15 protein-coding genes and 2 tRNA genes are annotated in these 17,452 nt (G+C 52.2%); 10 read left to right on the forward strand and 7 right to left on the reverse strand.

Features of this window, described 5'->3' with window-relative positions:
- Positions 1–3: 3 nt before the first annotated feature.
- Positions 4–333, reverse strand: coding sequence for a sulfurtransferase TusE (tusE, locus tag RAHAQ2_RS07835; protein WP_015696703.1), 330 nt, complete (start codon positions 331–333; stop codon positions 4–6).
- A gap of 106 nt (positions 334–439) precedes the next feature.
- The gene (gene yccA, locus RAHAQ2_RS07840) at positions 440–1,102 is read right to left on the reverse strand and encodes an FtsH protease modulator YccA (protein ID WP_037038768.1); all 663 of its coding nucleotides are present in this window, start codon (positions 1,100–1,102) and stop codon (positions 440–442) included.
- A gap of 387 nt (positions 1,103–1,489) precedes the next feature.
- Here yccA and RAHAQ2_RS07845 point away from each other — a divergent pair.
- Positions 1,490–1,577, forward strand: a tRNA-Ser gene (locus RAHAQ2_RS07845).
- A 199-nt stretch (positions 1,578–1,776) separates the two neighbouring features.
- Positions 1,777–1,864: transfer RNA gene (locus tag RAHAQ2_RS07850), tRNA-Ser, on the forward strand.
- An 83-nt stretch (positions 1,865–1,947) separates the two neighbouring features.
- On the opposite strand, the gene RAHAQ2_RS07855 is transcribed toward RAHAQ2_RS07850, so the two are convergent.
- Complete coding sequence (locus RAHAQ2_RS07855) at positions 1,948–2,865, reverse strand: AraC family transcriptional regulator (protein WP_015696706.1); 918 nt, start codon at positions 2,863–2,865, stop codon at positions 1,948–1,950.
- 118 nt (positions 2,866–2,983) lie between these two features.
- Here RAHAQ2_RS07855 and RAHAQ2_RS07860 point away from each other — a divergent pair, with 118 nt between their 5' ends.
- The 5 genes from RAHAQ2_RS07860 (at position 2,984) to RAHAQ2_RS07880 (ending at position 9,815) form a co-directional block, all read left to right on the forward strand.
- Complete coding sequence (locus RAHAQ2_RS07860; protein WP_015696707.1) at positions 2,984–3,874, forward strand: SDR family oxidoreductase; 891 nt, start codon at positions 2,984–2,986, stop codon at positions 3,872–3,874.
- Positions 3,875–4,072: 198 nt separating this feature from the next.
- Positions 4,073–5,161, forward strand: a complete 1,089-nt coding sequence (locus RAHAQ2_RS07865) for an ABC transporter substrate-binding protein (protein WP_015696708.1) — start codon at positions 4,073–4,075, stop codon at positions 5,159–5,161.
- Between the two features lie 97 nt (positions 5,162–5,258).
- Positions 5,259–7,028 carry an ABC transporter permease gene (locus tag RAHAQ2_RS07870; protein ID WP_013574892.1) on the forward strand — a complete coding sequence of 590 codons (1,770 nt, stop codon included), beginning with the start codon at positions 5,259–5,261 and terminating at the stop codon, positions 7,026–7,028.
- Complete coding sequence (locus tag RAHAQ2_RS07875) at positions 7,021–8,091, forward strand: ABC transporter ATP-binding protein (RefSeq protein ID WP_015696709.1); 1,071 nt, start codon at positions 7,021–7,023, stop codon at positions 8,089–8,091. The genes RAHAQ2_RS07870 and RAHAQ2_RS07875 overlap by 8 nt, the downstream gene beginning before the upstream one ends.
- 98 nt (positions 8,092–8,189) lie before the next feature.
- A complete protein-coding gene (locus RAHAQ2_RS07880) occupies positions 8,190–9,815 on the forward strand; it encodes a methyl-accepting chemotaxis protein (protein WP_015696710.1) in 1,626 nt (541 codons plus the stop codon).
- An 8-nt stretch (positions 9,816–9,823) separates the two neighbouring features.
- On the opposite strand, the gene RAHAQ2_RS07885 is transcribed toward RAHAQ2_RS07880, so the two are convergent.
- A complete protein-coding gene (locus RAHAQ2_RS07885) occupies positions 9,824–10,423 on the reverse strand; it encodes a hypothetical protein (protein WP_015696711.1) in 600 nt (199 codons plus the stop codon).
- A 240-nt stretch (positions 10,424–10,663) separates the two neighbouring features.
- On the opposite strand from RAHAQ2_RS07885, the gene osmE reads away from it, so the two are divergent.
- On the forward strand, positions 10,664–10,996 hold the full coding sequence (osmE, locus tag RAHAQ2_RS07890) for an osmotically-inducible lipoprotein OsmE (protein ID WP_013574896.1): 333 nt from the start codon (positions 10,664–10,666) through the stop codon (positions 10,994–10,996).
- Positions 10,997–11,050: 54 nt separating this feature from the next.
- Here the strand turns inward: osmE and RAHAQ2_RS07895 are convergent, their stop codons facing one another.
- Positions 11,051–12,883, reverse strand: a complete 1,833-nt coding sequence (locus RAHAQ2_RS07895; RefSeq protein ID WP_015696712.1) for a glycosyltransferase family 28 protein — start codon at positions 12,881–12,883, stop codon at positions 11,051–11,053.
- Positions 12,884–13,054: 171 nt separating this feature from the next.
- Positions 13,055–13,804, reverse strand: coding sequence for a GntR family transcriptional regulator (locus RAHAQ2_RS07900; RefSeq protein WP_015696713.1), 750 nt, complete (start codon positions 13,802–13,804; stop codon positions 13,055–13,057).
- Between the two features lie 241 nt (positions 13,805–14,045).
- Between RAHAQ2_RS07900 and RAHAQ2_RS26110 the strand changes: the two genes are divergently transcribed.
- The gene (locus RAHAQ2_RS26110) at positions 14,046–14,525 is read left to right on the forward strand and encodes a PTS sugar transporter subunit IIB (RefSeq protein WP_015696714.1); all 480 of its coding nucleotides are present in this window, start codon (positions 14,046–14,048) and stop codon (positions 14,523–14,525) included.
- A 13-nt stretch (positions 14,526–14,538) separates the two neighbouring features.
- Positions 14,539–15,468, forward strand: coding sequence for a DUF7916 family protein (locus RAHAQ2_RS07910; protein WP_015696715.1), 930 nt, complete (start codon positions 14,539–14,541; stop codon positions 15,466–15,468).
- 67 nt (positions 15,469–15,535) lie between these two features.
- On the opposite strand, the gene RAHAQ2_RS07915 is transcribed toward RAHAQ2_RS07910, so the two are convergent.
- Entirely contained in the window at positions 15,536–17,263 is a 1,728-nt protein-coding gene (locus RAHAQ2_RS07915) for a potassium/proton antiporter (protein ID WP_015696716.1), read from the reverse strand.
- Positions 17,264–17,452: the final 189 nt, after the last annotated feature.

Consider the following 17,452-nt stretch of genomic DNA (forward strand, 5'->3'; position numbering starts at 1 on the left):
TTTTCACAGGCACTTCACCGGTTTTGGCAGGCCCGCGATCTTTGTAGCCTGTTTGGCCGGGCCTTTCGGGAACAGCCGGAACAGATAACGGCTGTTGCCTTTCTCTTCGCCGTATTTCTGCGCCATTGCTTTCACCAGCATGCGCACGGCGGGAGACGTGTTGAATTCGAGGTAAAACTCGCGCACGAACCGCACGACTTCCCAGTGGGCCTCAGTCAGAACGATCCCTTCTTCTGCAGCCAGCAGCGGTGCCATACCTTCCTGCCACGCCTGACTGTCTTTCAGGTATCCCTGAGCGTCGGTTTCAATAACCTGACCTTCAAACTCCAGCATACAACCTCAAATCTGTAAAAATGCGGCGGTCAGTTTAGCAAAAACGCCGGTAAGACAAAATAAAAAGCCCCGCACTCGGCGGGGCTTCAATACGCATCAGACATGATCAGTTACGTGATGACAGGCCCAGAATGCTCAGCAGGCTGACAAAGATGTTGTACAGCGAGACATACAGGCTGACGGTCGCGCGAATATAGTTAGTTTCGCCGCCGTGAATAATATTGCTGGTTTCCCACAGAATTGCCCCTGCGGAGAACAAAATAAACAGGCAACTGATCGCCAGTGACAGCGCCGGAATTTGCAGGAACAGGTTAGCAATCACCGCCACCAGCAGCACCACAAAACCTGCCATCATCATGCCGGACAGGAACGACATGTCTTTGCGCGTGGTCAGCACGTAGGCTGAACAGCAGAAGAACACCAACGCGGTCCCGCCCAGCGCCAGCATAATAATGTCACCGGCACCGGCTGAAAGCAGCGAGCTCAGTAACGGCCCCAGCGTGTAACCCATAAAGCCGGTCAGTGCGAAGGCAGACAAAATCCCCGCAGGACTGTTAGCCGTGCGGTAGGTCAGGAACATCAGGCCATAGAAGCCAACGATGGTCAGCAGAAAACCGGGAGACGGCAATCTCAGAACCGTACTTGCCGTCGCAGTGATTGCTGAAACGCCGAGGGTTAGTGCTAACAGGAAATAAGTATTACGCAGCACCCGGTGCGTGCTTAGCAGCGAGCCAGCGCGTGATGACGAAGAGGCAACGATACGATCCATGCGGTTCATAATAAAATTCTCACTTAAGCCCTTCATACTTTGTGTCGCAGATGCGTTGGCTTCGCCCGGTCACCCGAATCACTTACCTGTGTAAGCTCATCGGGACTCCCTCTCTTGCCGCCTTCCTGCGACCCAAATTATTTTGGGTATCTAATTGGAGTCGGTGAAAATACAAACAGGTTGCAGTGTAAGGAGTTGCGGTGTGTCATTAAAGACGTTTTACCCTTCTTTACCTGCTCAGGTCGGGCAGGGAGCGGCATCCTGAGGACAAAGTCACCGAAATGATGCTTAAATCGCCGCTTGCGAACCGAATGCCTGTTTTTCAGGCAATCGGACATGTTCAGACTTTACAAGCGGATCGGCACTGTTTATAGTTCGCTTCGTTGCGGAGGGGTGGCCGAGCGGCTGAAGGCACCGGTCTTGAAAACCGGCGATGGGAAACCATTCGAGAGTTCGAATCTCTCCTCCTCCGCCATAAACAACACAAGAAAGCTGCTAAGCAATTAGCGGCTTTTTTTGTGTCTGTCATTTATGTCTGCACGACTTTGTGTATGCGGTTTAAATGCTCATAAAATCAACAAACTAGACTGAAAATAATGTTTGCATCTTTTTTCCGGTCTTGTATACTACGCCCCGTACTGAACGACTGAAGTCGTAAAGTGCTTGTTGTTTACGGAGGGGTGGCCGAGCGGCTGAAGGCACCGGTCTTGAAAACCGGCGATGGGAAACCATTCGAGAGTTCGAATCTCTCCTCCTCCGCCATAAACAACACATTAAAGCTGCTAAGCAATTAGCGGCTTTTTTTGTATCTGAAATTCGTGTCTTCTCAACATTCCTGCTTTGTCTCAGCCCGCTTCACGCTGGCTGTACTGCCTTGGTGAGCACCCCAGCGTGCGTTTGAATGCCGTACTGAAGGCGCTTTCAGATTCATAACCGAGTGACAGCGCCACGGCGGACACCGGTTCTTTACTGTTCGCCAGCCGGTCTCCGGCCAGCAACATCCGCCAGCGCGTAAGGTACTCCAGCGGCGCACTGCCAACGGCCAGCTTAAATTTCTGTGAAAACACCGAACGCGACATACCTGCACGTTCCGCCAGCGTCTGCACCGTCCAGCGTTGGGCCGGATTTTCATGCATGGCATTCAGCGCCCGGGATAGCTGCCTGTCGGCCAGCGCGGCAAACCAGCCGCTGTTTTCATCTTTTGCTGCGTTATCGACGTGCATCCGCAACGCCTGCACCAGCATCATGTGTGCCATATGCTGCGCGATAAGCAATCCGCCTGGTCGCGGGTCACGCAGTTCCTGCATCATCCGTTCAACCGCCCAGCGCAAACTCTCTTTGTCGGATTCTTTTGAGATATGCACTACCGGCGGCAGCATCGCCAGCAACGTGGTGGCGTTAGAGCCGCTGACCGCAAACCGGCTACCGGTGAGGAAGAAATCATGGCCGCCGTTGCATGAAACGGTCCCGCCATCCTGTGCCTGTTGAAAAATAAGTCCGGCATCGACCGGTTGAATACTCAGATCGCTGGCCAGCCGGAACGGGCGACCGCTGGGTAACACAAAACAATCACCCGCTTTGAGATGTACCGCGCCGGGCACCGAATCGACCGCCAGCCAGCACTCGCCGGTAATGATCGCGTTACATTTAATCGACTGATAATGCGCGGGAAATTGTACCGACCAGGCGCCTCCGGCTTCAAAACCTTTGGACATATAACTGCGCGGCTTCAGCAGCGATAACACATCAGAAAGAGGGTCCATGAACGACTCCGGACGATTGCAAAGATAATGCGGACATTAGCGCATAGATCGTCTTTTCTCCAGCCATTATATTCTGTTTCGTAAGCAGCAGATTGAGCCAACAACAGAGGAATTCGCAATGCGTGTATTCGTGACAGGTGCTACAGGTTTTGTCGGTTCTGCAGTGGTGCAGGAATTACTGCGTGCAGGCCATCAGGTGCTCGGTTTAGCGCGTTCTGATGCCTCGGCGCAGGCGCTGACTGACGCGGGGGCTGACGTGCTTCGCGGCAGTATTGAAGATCTGGACAGTCTGAGGTCCGGCGCAGCGCAGGCTGATGGTGTGATCCACATGGCGTTTATTCATGATTTTTCGAAGTTTCACGAGAACTGTGAAAAAGACCGGCTGGCGATTGGCGCTTTAGGCGCTGCGCTGAAGGGCACCCATAAACCGCTGATCGTCACGTCCGGCACGGCGCTGGTAAACACCGGACGTCTGGCGACGGAAAATGATTTACCCGATCCGCAGGGGCAGAATCCGCGCGTGGCATCTGAACTTGCCGTCGCTAATCTGGCAGAGCAGGGCGTGCGTGTTTCTTTGGTGCGTCTGCCGCCGTCGGTTCATGGCGAAGGCGATCACGGATTTGTGCCGATGATTATTGCAATGGCGCGGGAAAAGGGGGAATCGGCGTATCCCGGCGATGGCGAAAACTGCTGGCCTGCGGTTCACCGTTTTGATGCTGCACGGGTATTTGTACTGGCGCTGGAGAAAGGTGCGCAAAATGCTATTTATCACGCCAGCGCAGAAGAAGGTGTGCCATTTCGTGAGATCGCCACAATGATTGGTAAACATCTGAATCTGCCGGTAATCAGTAAAAATGCGCAAGAGGCCGCAGCACATTTTAGCTGGTTTGCCCACTTTGCCTCGCTTAACAATCCGACTTCCAGTCAGATCACCCGCCATGTTCTGGGCTGGAAACCCACTCATCAGGATTTACTGACGGATATTGATACCGCCGGATATTTCCAATAAGCGCAGTTTTAGTGCTAAGCAAAACAGGTCATCGGATTGGCCTGTTTTGCATTTTAGCTGTGGTTTTTATGGTGTTAATTGCCTAAAAAACGCCCCGACTCACAAATCGGGAAGATAAAAAAATTACCCCATTGCCTGTCAGATGTTATGCGCTATGTTGATTTTTAGTTTCCCAAATGTAACTAGAGGTTAACAATAATGACGAACAACTTACGATTCTCTCTGATTGCTGCGGCTGTACTGATGTCTTCCTCTGCAATGTCTGCACTACCTCAGGGCTACCCGGCCGACTATCAGAAAATCGTCGATGCGGCGACCAAAGAAGGCAAAGTCGTGGTCTATTCTACGACCGACACCAAAGCCGCAGGTCCGCTGATTCAGGGCTTTGAGGCCACTTATCCGGGCATCAAAGTTGAATATAACGACATGAACAGTACCGAGTTGTACAACCGTTATATCAGCGAACAGGCCGCTGGTGGCACCAGTGGTGACGTGGTGTGGAGCTCCTCAATGGACACCGCGCTGAAACTGGCGACCGATTACGCGCAGGAATATAAATCCCCGGAACAGGGCCAGTTGCCAAAATGGGCAGTATGGAAAGACAAAGCTTACGGCACGACCTATGAGCCGGTGGTGTTTATTTATAACAAACGTCTTATCCCGGCCGGTGATGTCCCTGATTCTCACGCGGCGCTGGCGAAACTGATTGCCAGCCAGACCGACAAATTCAATAAAAAAGTCACCACCTACGACATCGAAAAGTCCGGTCTGGGTTTCATGTTGTCAGTGCAGGATTTCAAAGCCGACCCAAATTATTTCAAAACACTGGCTGACGTCGCCAAAGGCGGCCTGGCGGTGCAGTCTTCTACCGGCACCATGATGGAACGCGTCTCATCCGGCGAGAACCTGATCGGCTTCAACATCCTCGGGTCCTATGCCGAAGCCCGTGCCAAAACGGACCCGTCGCTGGGGATTTCCTATCCGAAGGATTACACCCTAGTGCTTTCACGCGTCTCCTTCATCAGTCAGGAATCGAAAAACAGCAACGCCGCCAAACTGTGGCTGGACTATGTGCTGTCCGAGAAAGGGCAGAGCATTCTGGCCAATCAGGCCGATATTCCCTCCATCCGCAACGATATCGAAGGCAAAAACGACATCGACGGTATGACCAAAATGTTAGGCAATGCGCTCAAGCCCATCCCGGTGGATGAAACCCTGCTGGAATACCTGCAACAGAAAAAACGCCTCGATTACATCAAACAATGGCGTACCGCTGCTGCCAAGTAGTGACATGTAGTGACATATCGAAGCGCGGCCTTTTCCGTCGCGCTTCCTTTTTCCTGCCTGATTTCGCTCTCCTTGTTTCTAACCGAAGGGAAGTAACATGAATGCATTGCGCAGAAAGTGGCAGAGCCTGCCGCGCGGCATTGTGGTGTTGATAACGGCGCTGGTTATCTACATCCCGTTGTCGTTTATCGTGATACAAAGTTTCCTCTCCGCGCCGTTCTTTTCACCGTCGAAAGAATGGAGCCTCGAATCTTTTGGATTTATTTTTACCGATCCGGATTTCTACAAAGCGTTGAAAAGTGGTTTTATTCTGGCTTTCGGGCTGGTGGTGATCGCCATTCCGCTCGGCGGTATTCTGGCGTTCCTGATGGTGCGTACGGATTTACCGGGCAGACGCGTCATTGAGCCGCTGATCCTGGTGCCGATTTTTGTGTCGCCGATGGTCTTGGGTTTCGGCTACGTGGTGGCCGCCGGGCCGGTCGGGTTCTTCTCACTGTGGGCACAGGCGATCCTCGGTTTCGTGCCGTGGAACATCTACGACATGTCGAGCATCGTGGTGATTGCCGGTCTGACGCACGTTCCGCACGCCTATCTGTATATCTCTTCGGCGCTGCGCAGCGTCGGGTCGGATGTTGAGGAAGCCGCGCGAACTGCCGGTGCGTCGCCGCTACAGGTGATGACGGCTGTCAGTCTGCCGATGGTGCGTCCGTCGATTCTTTACGCCACCGTTCTGCTGTTCTTCCTCGGGCTGGAAGTGTTCGGCCTGATGCTGGTGCTGGGCGATCCGGAAGGCAACATGGTGCTGGCGACCTATCTTTATCAACTGACTAACAAACTCGGTACGCCGTCTTATCATCTGATGGCGGCGGTGGCGGTGGTACTGATATGTATCACTATTCCGCTGGTAATGTTGCAGCGCCGCCTGATGCGTACCGCAAACCGTTTCGTGACGGTGAAAGGTAAAGCTTCCCAGGCGCGAGCCTTACCGCTCGGCAAATGGCGCTGGGTGGCCGGGGCTGTAGTGGCGTTCTGGCTGACGGTGACCATCGGCGTTCCGCTGATTGGCGTAATGCTGCGGGCATTTATCTCCAACTGGGGTGTCGGCGTTTCCATCTGGGATGAACTCTCGCTCAACACGTTCCGTACTATCTGGGAACAGCCTAACCTGCTGCGCGCTATCGTCAACTCGATGGCTATCGGGGTTATCGGCGGCGCGCTGGCCGTGGCCTGTTATCTGTTTATCGGTATTGCAATGCACCGTAAACCGGACGGCGTGACCCGTTTCCTCGATTACAGCGTACTGGTGCCGCGTGCAGTGCCGGGGCTGCTGGCCGGTCTGGCGTTTCTGTGGGTGTTTCTGTTCCTGCCGATGTGGCTGGATAACGCGCTCAAATCCGGCTGGCTTTCCGGCATGCCGTGGTCACAGTGGTTGCGCGACAATCTGGTGGTCTGGCTGCGATCGTTGCGCAGTACGATTTTCAGTGTCTGGCTGGCCTATACCGTGGTGTGGATGGCGTACGGCCTGCGGCTGATCTCCTCGACGCTGTTGCAGGTCGGGCCGGAGCTGGAAGAGGCGGCGCGCAGTACCGGTGCGACGCGCGGGCAGATCACCCGTCACGTCACCATTCCGCTGTCGCGTTACGGCCTGATTGGTTCGTGGCTGCTGATGTTCCTGATTTTCGAGCGCGAATATTCCACCGGTGTCTATCTGCTTTCGCCGGGCACGGAAACTATCGGCTCGATGCTGGTTTCCCTGTGGGCGGCGGGGGCTATTGATATCGTTGCCGCGCTCTCCTTTATTAACATCCTGCTGGTGGTGTTAGGTCTGGGTATTGCCCTTCGTTTCGGAGTCAAATTACATGATTGAATTATCGGTCGACAATCTGCACTTAACTTATGGCGACAATCCGGTGCTGAAGGGCGTTTCCATGGAACTGAAACGCGGTGAAGTGGTGTCATTGCTCGGGCCTTCCGGCAGCGGAAAAACCACCTTGCTGCGTGCCGTCGCCGGGCTGGAAAAACCGGTGAAAGGCACCATCGTCATCGGCAAAAATAAGGTCTACGACGGCACACCGCGCAGTGAAATTCCGGCCGAAGAGCGAAATCTCGGGCTGGTGTTTCAGTCTTACGCGCTGTGGCCACACAAAACCGTGTTTGAGAACGTCGCGTATCCGCTTAAATTACGTAAGGTTTCGGCGGATGAAATTACCCGGCGTGTGCAGGATGTCCTGAATCAGCTGGGGCTGGGACATCTGGGCAAACGCCATCCGCATCAGCTTTCCGGTGGCCAGCAACAACGCGTGGCGATTGGGCGTGCGCTGGTCTACAACCCGCCGGTGATTTTGCTCGATGAGCCGCTGTCGAACCTGGATGCCAAACTGCGTGAAGAGGCGCGGGTGTTCCTGCGCGAACTGATCATTAAACTCGGGCTGTCGGCGCTGATGGTGACGCACGACCAGAACGAAGCGATGGCGATTTCTGACCGCATTCTTTTGCTCAACAACGGCAAAATTGAACAGCAGGGTACGCCGCAGGATATGTACGGTTCGCCGAAGACCCTGTTTACCGCAGAATTTATGGGCAGCAACAATCGTCTGCACGGTAAAGTCACCGAAGTGCGTGATGGCAAAGCGCGTATCGAAGGCAGCGACTGGGTGCTGTGGGGGCTTGCGGGTGAAGGGGTACAGGCAGGGCAGGAAGGGACCGCGGTGATCCGCGTCGAACGCGTGGTGCTGGCCGACGGGCCGGGCGAGAATCAGCTGGAATTGCCGCTCCTGACCAGCATGTATCTCGGTGACCGCTGGGAATATCTGTTCCGTACCGCCGGCGATGATTTTGTGATCCGCGCTTACGGCACAGACGTGCGCGACCCGCAGCATTGCCGTCTGGCACTTCCCGAAAACCATGTGTGGATCTTCCCGAAACAATAAGTGAGTCGCAGGGAGCGGTTCAGCGCCGCTCCCTGAAATATTTTTGTCATTTCCCGCGCGTAAAATTCTGCTTCTTCTCTAAATAACGCAGAATAATCATGAATTTAACTTCTTGTTTACGTATTGGTAAAATGCCATTCAACAAATTGTTTCGATCGGGGTTCACCAAACGTCCGCGGGGGATCCTTTTTGGGGTAATTTGCGTTATCGCCCTGTTTTCTGCTTTGCAAATCTTCTCCACCGTGGTGCTCACCAAAATCCTGCAGGATGCCCGTAACAACGTTATTGCCACCGAAAGTCTGCGTCAGCAGCAAGCCGTCATGGATAAAGCCCGCATGGAGTTGCTGATGGCCAGTGACAAACTGAACCGTGCCGGTATTTATTACATGCAGGATAAAGAAACCGGCTCGGTTGGCAGCTGGAACAGCCTGATGGAAGAATCCTTGGGTTCGCTTGCCGCGTCGCAAAAAGCTTTTACACAATTCGAAGGCATGACGAAAAACGCCGATACGGCTGCCACCGAGTTGAAAGCCAGCTATCAGATGTTCTATGACGGCTTGCGGGAACAGGCGGCAGGGCTGCAAAAAAACAGCAATATCGACACCTTCTTTGAAGTGCCGATCCAGGCCTTTCAGGATGATTTCAGTCAAAAATATTATGCTTATCTGGCGGTAAATGAGCATACCGCGGTGTCCCTGAGCGACCGCCTGCTCAACGCGCTGACGCAGGCGAAAACGCTGTTTATGGGCGCGCTGGTGCTACTGGCGGTGATTGCGGTGCTGGTCTGGCGCGGCGTGTCGGCGTGGATCATCCGTCCGTTGCAACGCATGATCGGCCATATCAGCGTGCTGGCTGCCGGGGATTTATCGCGCGATGTCAAAGATGACCAGGCGCGGGTGATTGAAGTGCGCGAGCTGGGTGTCAGCCTGCGCAATATGCAGCGCGGCCTGCAAAAACTGGTCAGTGAAGTGCGTGATGCCTCCTCGCATATCATGCTCAATATCAACCAGATGGCGAAAGGTAACGAAGAGTTGTCGGCGCAGGCGGCGATTCAGAGCGAAGAACTCAGAGCCGCCACTGAACATATCACCCATCTCAATGAACGCGTGAAAGAAAACGCCGCCCATGCACAGCAGGCCAGTCAACGCGCCGGGCAGGCGAAAGGCGTTGCGACGCGCGGCGGTGAAGTGATGGGGCAGGTGGATACGGCGATGAAAGAGATTGTCAGCCAGTCTTCAGAAATGAGCAGTATTGTGTCGATGATCGACAGCGTGGCGTTTCAGACCAACATTCTGGCACTGAATGCCGCCATTGAAGCCGCACATGCCGGGCAGCACGGGCGCGGTTTTGCGGTGGTGGCGAAAGAAATCGGTCTGCTGGCGCAAAAGAGCAGCCATTCGACGCGCGGTATTCACCAGTTGATTGATGATTCCGTACAGCAAATCAGCCGGGGTTCCGCGTCGGTCACGGTGCTGAGCCAGAGCCTGGAAGAGATCATCAGCATCTTCAATGGCCTCAGCACGTTAGTGAAGGAGATTTCAGAAGCGACGCAATACCAGGGACAAAGTGTTCACGATGTCTCCGAACGCATTACCGCGCTTAACCATCTGACACTGCAAAACGGCAAACTGGCGGATCACGCGGCAGCCTCTTCCCAGCAGTTACTTGAGCAGTCACAGCGGCTGGAAAAAGCCGTGGCGCGTTTCGCCCTGACCGCTGCGTGATGTTGCAGTTATTTTTGATGCCATACCAGCAGGCTGCCTTCGCTGTGTCCGGTCACCGGATCGGTGGCGGGCAGCGGGACGGCCTTGACTGCTTTGGTGCGCGCCGCCAGTTGCGGCACTTCGTCGTGGCATAAATCGGCTTTAATGCCCGGCGGATACGCCCCGACCAGCATAAAATCTTCATCGGCGGAAATTTGTTTGTGGCCAATCCCGGCCGGAAGCAGTAATACATCGCCGACTTTCACCTCGATAATATTGCCGTGCTCGCCGCCCAGTTGCAGCTTCGCCGAACCGGCAAAAACACCCAGTACTTCATGTGTATTGGAATGAAAATGCGTGAAGGTGTAGACGGGATAACGCCACTGTGGCGGCCAGCCGTTGGCGCGGAAAAGGTGTTCGAGATATTCGGCATTATCGGGGGTATCAGGCGGAATAACGCGGTGGTAGATCAACACGGGTAACGTGTTATTCGGCACACCGCCGTCGGGTTTCTCAATCAACAGAGTATCCATAGCAACCTCCCGGGGCGTCGCGAAGCCCGTTTGGGGTATCGGCATCAGGGCAATCACACCCAGCAAAGTAACGAACCGGCGTCGATCCAAATGCATCAGGAATGGCTCCTTGTCGCGCATTCAATGGCTTATCTCTTTCATGTATAGATCAAAAAGCCCTGAATATCCTCTTTTGCCCACACAAAAATGTCCCTCCGGCCACGCGCAAACTGTCAGTACCGGTTATCAGAAAAAACTTAAAATATGGTGTAATCAACAAATAAAAGTCATATCGGCTGGCGAAATCCCTTATGTCTTCTATGCTTAACAAGACAAAAATACTCAGGAGGAGAAGTTATGAATAAGAAAATGTTACTTGTGGTTGCTACAGCAGTTTCGGTACTGGCCGGGTGTCAGACTTATGACCGTGCAGCGAGCTATGTGAAAGAGCCGGTCGTCAGCGACGTGAAAGTCGGGATGACGAAATCGCAGGTTCGTGCTATTGCAGGGCCACCGTCAACGGAAGCGACGCTGATCCATGCGAAAGGGACGTGTCAGACTTATGCGGTCGCACCGCGTGATGGTAAAGCTCAGACCTACTTCGTCAGCTTTAACGACACCGGTCATGTCATGAACAAAGGTTATCAGTCTTGTTCTGACTACGACAAAGACCCGCAGGCTGCCCAGTAACACATCCTCTGTGCCGCCCCTCGCGGCACAGATTTTCCGTCGTGAAAAATAGCGTCAAAAACCCGTCACCATAAATTCCCCAAACTCTTCTTTTAGCTTAGCCACCGCTCCCGCCGGGGGAGAATCGCCGTTCGCCAGTCCTGAGAAATACTGCCTGACCTCCCTGAGCAGTGGCATCTCAGCGGCTTGACCGGGAGATTTTAGTCCGATAATTTGTGCCAGGCTTGCGGGGTTTTGTAAGGTACGACTCAGTTCTTTTACATTGGCGAATGTATGGGTTGACCCCTGCTGGAATGAAACTGAAAGACTATTTTTTCCGTTCGTGGCGCTCAGAGACTGAAAAACCAGCTTCAGATATTTACGCGTGGCCCGTAGCAACGGATTTTGGTTCATCAGCTGTTCAACTTGTTGGATGTTGCTGAAATTGACCGTCGAGGCATCACTGAAGAGCAGGTCATAAGCTTGCTGTACATAGGTGTTCGGATTGCTTATGGCAGTAATAAATTCATTCATGGTCTGCGGTGCCTCCCGACTTCGGCTGGCACCACTCACGAAACGTTGCAGAGAATCAGAAAGTTGTTCGCTTTGCAGCGTTCTTACCACAAAAGCTTTGATGACATTATCTTGCGAGATAACATCCGCATTCTTTTCCTGCTCATTGTGGCCTTCTATCGGCAAAATCAATAGCCTGGAACTACAGCCTGCCTTCTTTCTCAGATAAGCATATTCGCCCACGGTGCCTGCGCCCGCAGTGGTTATACCATCCGCGTCAGCTAAATAAGCCAGATGCATGGCATTCAGATTTCCCACGGCGCCTGCGCCACAGAAGAGGAATATCAGTTCGCAGAAAGCGGGATCACCCGCGAGCATCCTTTCATTCACACATCTGGCGATAATATTGGTTTTCTTATGGGCATAAACGTAGATGATATTTCGGGCATCTCCGCCATGTTTCACGCCTGAGCCACATATCACACCTGCGAAAGGTTTATCAGACTCATTCAGCCGGGTATCAATCTGTTCTTTTGAAAGGGCGAAGGTCAGCAGTAAGTCAGCAATTTTTATGCGGGAAATATATTTCGGTGTTCCGCTATAAATATTCAGGCGTGTAGCGATTTCACACAGGCTATTGAGTGTGTTGCATCCTCCTAAATCAATATGGGAGATTTTTTCTCCGTATCCGCCAAGGACTTTAGACAACAATGCATATTTGGGTAACAAATTGAGTTGGGTGTCATTGAGATTGAGTAATATCGCATGGTTTTGCTGATCCAGACAGCGTTTCCCGGGGACACCAGCCGATGAGGCGGCTTTTTGTAAATAGGGATCCATATCAGTCAGCAAATAAGTTCGCTCAGCGATGACGGTGTGACCAAATTCCGCTAAAACCCCGGACATCAGATCCTTTGCTGAAATAACGGATAACGCATTTTCTGAGGTGTCGTTCTTAAAATAAACACATTCATTCAAATTGGTTATGATTTTTTGTTTTTTTTCACTGGTATTGATTTTATTCTGCTGATTGCGTAAGGGGAAATGTGTGACACGTTGCAAAATATTGGCATCGTCAGAACCGCCGGTATCTTTATTTAAATATCCGTAAATTGATTTATCAGACTCGGCAATCCAAACATGAATTTTTTGGCTGACCAGTTTCCTGGCCAGTGAGGCCACCAGAGGGGATCGCGGCGTCCCTTCCCATGGGCAGGGAACGTGAAATATCACGATACTGTCCTCGGGAATGGATTTTTTTTCTAATGCCAATGTAATGATATTTAACAAACGTGCGGTATGTCCGCCACCCGTAGGGGAATAACTGACAATAATTAATTTAGCAGACGCGTCTTGTTTTAACTTTGTTATTGATGCATTTATCATAGCTTTCATTACGCCCTAATAATATATCTAGTGAATGGTTTATTGTTGGCTATTTTACAAATGAATAGAAATTTTTAATTCTTTAATTAAAAACGGGGAGGAGCAATACCTGATGATAAAAAGGCATTGCTACGAACTGTTAAAAATGGATGTTGAAACCTGTGCTAAGAACAATCCTTTTTATTTTTGGGGGAGGCGCAGCTCGATAGTAAAATCATAATAATCATTAAGACACCATGTACAGGTGTATTCTACAGGTTGCTCATGGTATGTGTAACCCGTTCGCGTCACCAGTAACAAAGGATGATGTTCTTTGATACCAAGATAATAGGCCAGTTTGTTATCTGTCATCACAGCTTTAAAATGCTGGCTCGCTCTCAGCACCGGGGAGCCTTTTTTCTCCAGATACAGGTAAAGGGACTCATCGAGTTCATTAATTTTATCTAACAAATGTGCGGGCAGAATGGCCGTTTGAAGAGAAACGGCGATGCCGTTGATTTTTCGTAAACGGGTCAGTTCGACGACTTCTTTTTGCTCATCCGCCAGGCGCAGAATTTCCCGTTCCTTCGGCGTTGATGCCCGCCGCAAATATCCCACCAGTTCACTTTGTGCTTTTCCCCCGCTGGCATCAGCCATTTCGCTGAAACTTTCCAGCAGCGGCAGGGACTGGCGGACATGCGGGGCGACAAAAGTGCCGGAGCCCTGATTACGGATAAGTATTCCCTCCTCAAGCAATTGCTGAAACGCCTTGCGGATCGTGCCACGCGCGATGTTGAGCGACTCGACCAGGTCACGCTCTGATGGGATCGCATCTCCCGGTTGAAGCTCATGCCTGGCAATCGCCGATTTAACGGAATTAATCAGCTGCATATACAGCGGCATGCCATTGCTGGCATCAAGCTGAAACAGGCTGGCGGGAGAAGTTGTCATTGTTTATCCAGTATTGTACAGAGTGGTTTATTAAATAGTGAACCAGTTGTTATTTGGAAAATCAATCTGTCCATCCTGACTTTCTTAGAAACTCATTAATAATGATAGCATGATCACAAACTAAGTCTTCCAGACTGCATAATAACACAAGTTTCCTTATGGTATCCAAGTGGTACATAATTGGTACTTAAATCATAAGATTTTTTACCATTCCGGATGAATAACAACCTCAGGTGAATTTATGCAAGGGAACTTTTTCGTCATCATGCAGCGGTTAGGCAAAGCGTTAATGCTGCCTATTGCTGTGCTACCCGTTGCCGGACTCTTGTTACGTCCGGGACAACCAGACGTATTTGACATTGCTTATGTGACTAAAGCAGGACCAACACTTTTCGATAATCTGCCCTTACTCTTCGCGATTGGTATCAGCGGCGGGCTGGCAAAAGATAATCATTGTGCTGCCAGTCCTGCAATTAACGCCTCACAGCTTGCTGCCGCCTGTCTCGATGCCCTGGGCGGAGGAAAAAATCTGATACGGGTTGATGCCTGTATAACCCGGTTACGCCTCGGAATTGTCGACATGGAGATGATCCGGGAGTCAGCGTTAAAAAAACTGGGAGCGATGGGGGTGATAAAACGTGGAGATTCAGGTCTTCAGGTTATCATTGGTACACAGGCGGAAATTATAGCCAGTGAAATTCGTGAATTAGTGAATCAATAAGGACATCTATCTCATGACAAAGAAACGATTACTGGATTGTTGTGCTTCGGATATCGTTAACATGGACCGGGAGATGCTTCTTTATGCTATCCGTGCCAGCGAAGGCCGCGTGTTAGTCAGTGAAACGATCGCCATCACTCAGCCTTTACTGAACAACGTCAGCAATGCGGAGCTCGCCGCGTCACAGGGTGCAGATATTTTACTGATCAATATGTTTGACCTTGAGAGTCCGGAGATCAAAGGATTGACTGCAGATATCGCACCTCAACATATTTTGCACGAATTGCAGAGGCTTACCGGTCGCATTATTGGTGTCAATCTGGAAGCGGTGGATCCTGAATTTGCCTCCTCGCATGAGGATATCTGGAAAATGAAACCCGGCAGGATGGCGACGGCAGAGAACGCCCGTAAGCTGGTTGAAATGGGGGCGCAAATTCTGGTACTGACCGGCAATCCGAACAACGGTGTCAGCAACCGCGCGCTGGGACTGGCGATCAGTGATATTCGTCAGGCTGTCGGAGACCATGCTGTGGTGATCACGGGTAAAATGCACGGTGCCGGTGTGGTGCGGGAAAGTGGTGCTGCCATTATCAGCGAAGAAGATGTTGCCTGGTTTGCCTCACAGGGTGCAGATGTTGTTCTGATCCCTGCTCCGGGAACCGTTCCGGGGATGAGCCAGGAGAAAGTCACGTCGCTGATTGCCCGTGCGCATGCGCACGGCGCGCTGGCAATGACCACTATCGGCACGTCACAGGAAGGCGCAGATGTCAGTACGGTGCGACAAATTGCGCTGATGAGCAAAATGGCCGGCGCTGATTTGCATCACATCGGCGATACAGGTTATATGGGGATCGCACTGCCCGAGAATATCATGGCTTACAGTATTGCGATCCGCGGTGTACGCCATACCTATACCCGCATGGCGAGATCGATTAACCGCTAATCTGAACAAATCCCGGTGTCACACCGGGATTTGCATTATCTGAGGAAGCTTTTGATAAAACTACTTTTCAGGCCTTCTGCGTCACAATCCTCACGCCGACTTTACTCACCCGATTTCCTTCCATTTCCGCAATTGTCCACGTCAGCCCGTCCCATTCAATATGGTCGCCGATAACCGGTTCGCCACCGAGCAGATTGATCACGAAATGTCCCAGGGTTTGCGACTGATCAACGGTGTCTTCCAGATTCAGGCCATACAACTGGGAAATCGCATCCAGCGGGGCATCGGCCTGCAAAATAAAATCACCGAAGAAACGGTCATCGAGCACCACTTTATTGCTGTCGCTGAACAACTTACCCAGCTCCGGTAAATCTTTTTCCTGCCCGATCACACAAAGAATATCGCCTTCCTTCAGCCGCGTACTGCCGGTCGGATGCAGCATCTCTTTGCCACGGAACAGCGCCGCAATGCGTGTTGCCTGCGGCATTTGCAGATCACGCAGCGCCGCGCCGACGCACCATTTATCGGAGCCGAGCTGATACACGAACTGTTCCCAGTCGTTATACACATCGATATCCAGACCGACGCGGGAAATCGGCGTCGGTTGCGGCGGCACCAGCACTTTGGCTTTTTTGGCCGCGAAGCCTAATGACGTGCCCTGAAGCAGCAGGGAGACCAGCACGATAAAGAAGGCGACATTAAAATACAGCGTGGCATTGGGCAGACCGGCCATCATCGGAAACACCGCCAGAATGATCGGCACTGCACCGCGCAGGCCCACCCACGAGATAAAGAAGCGTTCGCGCAGGGTAAAGTTTTTGAACGGGATCAGGCTGACAAACACCGACAGCGGACGCGCCAGCAGGATCATCCACAATGACAGCGCCAGCGCCGCGATAGCAATAGGCAGCAGATCGCTGGGCGTCAGCAGCAAACCGAGCACCAGGAACATGCCAATCTGGCTGAGCCACGCCAGCCCGTCGAAGGTTTGCAAAATACCGTGACGGTTGCGGATGGGCATATTGCCGAGCATCAGACCGCACAGATACACCGCCAGAATGCCGCTGCCTTCCAGTGACATGGTTGCCGCGTACACCAGCAAACCACCGCTGAACGCCAGTAGCGGATACAGCCCGGCCGCCAGCGTAATCTTATTAATCAGCTTGTGCAGCAGCCAGCCGCCGCCCACACCAAACACAATGCCGAGGCCAAACTGGCGCACCACATCAACAACAAACATCAGGCTAAGGCCGTGTTCACCTTTAGATATCATGTCGATCAGGGTGATGGTCAGGAACACCGCCATCGGGTCGTTGCTGCCGGATTCAATTTCCAGCGTGGCGCTGACACGCTCATTCAGACCTTTACCGCCAATCAGCGAGAAGACGGCTGCCGCATCGGTTGAACCGATTATCGCGCCAATCAGTAAGCCCTGCATCAGGTTGATATTGAACAACCACGCGGCCGCCAGCCCGGTCAGACCGGCGGTAATCAGAACACCGACCGTTGCCAGCGACAGCGCGGGCCACAGGGCAACACGAAAGGAAGAGGCGCGGGTGCGCATCCCGCCGTCGAGCAAAATCACCGCCAGCGCCAGGTTGCTGACCAGATAGGCGGCGGGGTAATTATCAAACGCAATGCCGCCAATGCCATCGATGCCTGCCAGCATGCCGATCGCCAGAAAAATGACTAAAATAGGGATGCCAAGCTTAGAAGAGAACGAACTGAGCAAAATGCTCGCTGCGACTAACAGGGCGCCAATAAAGAAAAGAGTATTAATTGTGCTGGCGTCCAAGAGCGTTCTCCTTGTAAGGCATGAGTGGTGCGGGGGCGTGCGGTGTCGTCATCAGTGACAATACCTCTAATTTATCAGGAAAATGCGCGCGTTGCTGGGGTCATTTAGGATTTTTATTAGTTGCACTTAAGAATAAAAAACTATGCTTAAAGATGAGTGATGTCTATGTGCAGTTCATCAAAAAGGAAA

Origin of the sequence: Rahnella aquatilis CIP 78.65 = ATCC 33071, assembly GCF_000241955.1 — a bacterium.
GTDB lineage: Bacteria > Pseudomonadota > Gammaproteobacteria > Enterobacterales > Enterobacteriaceae > Rahnella > Rahnella aquatilis.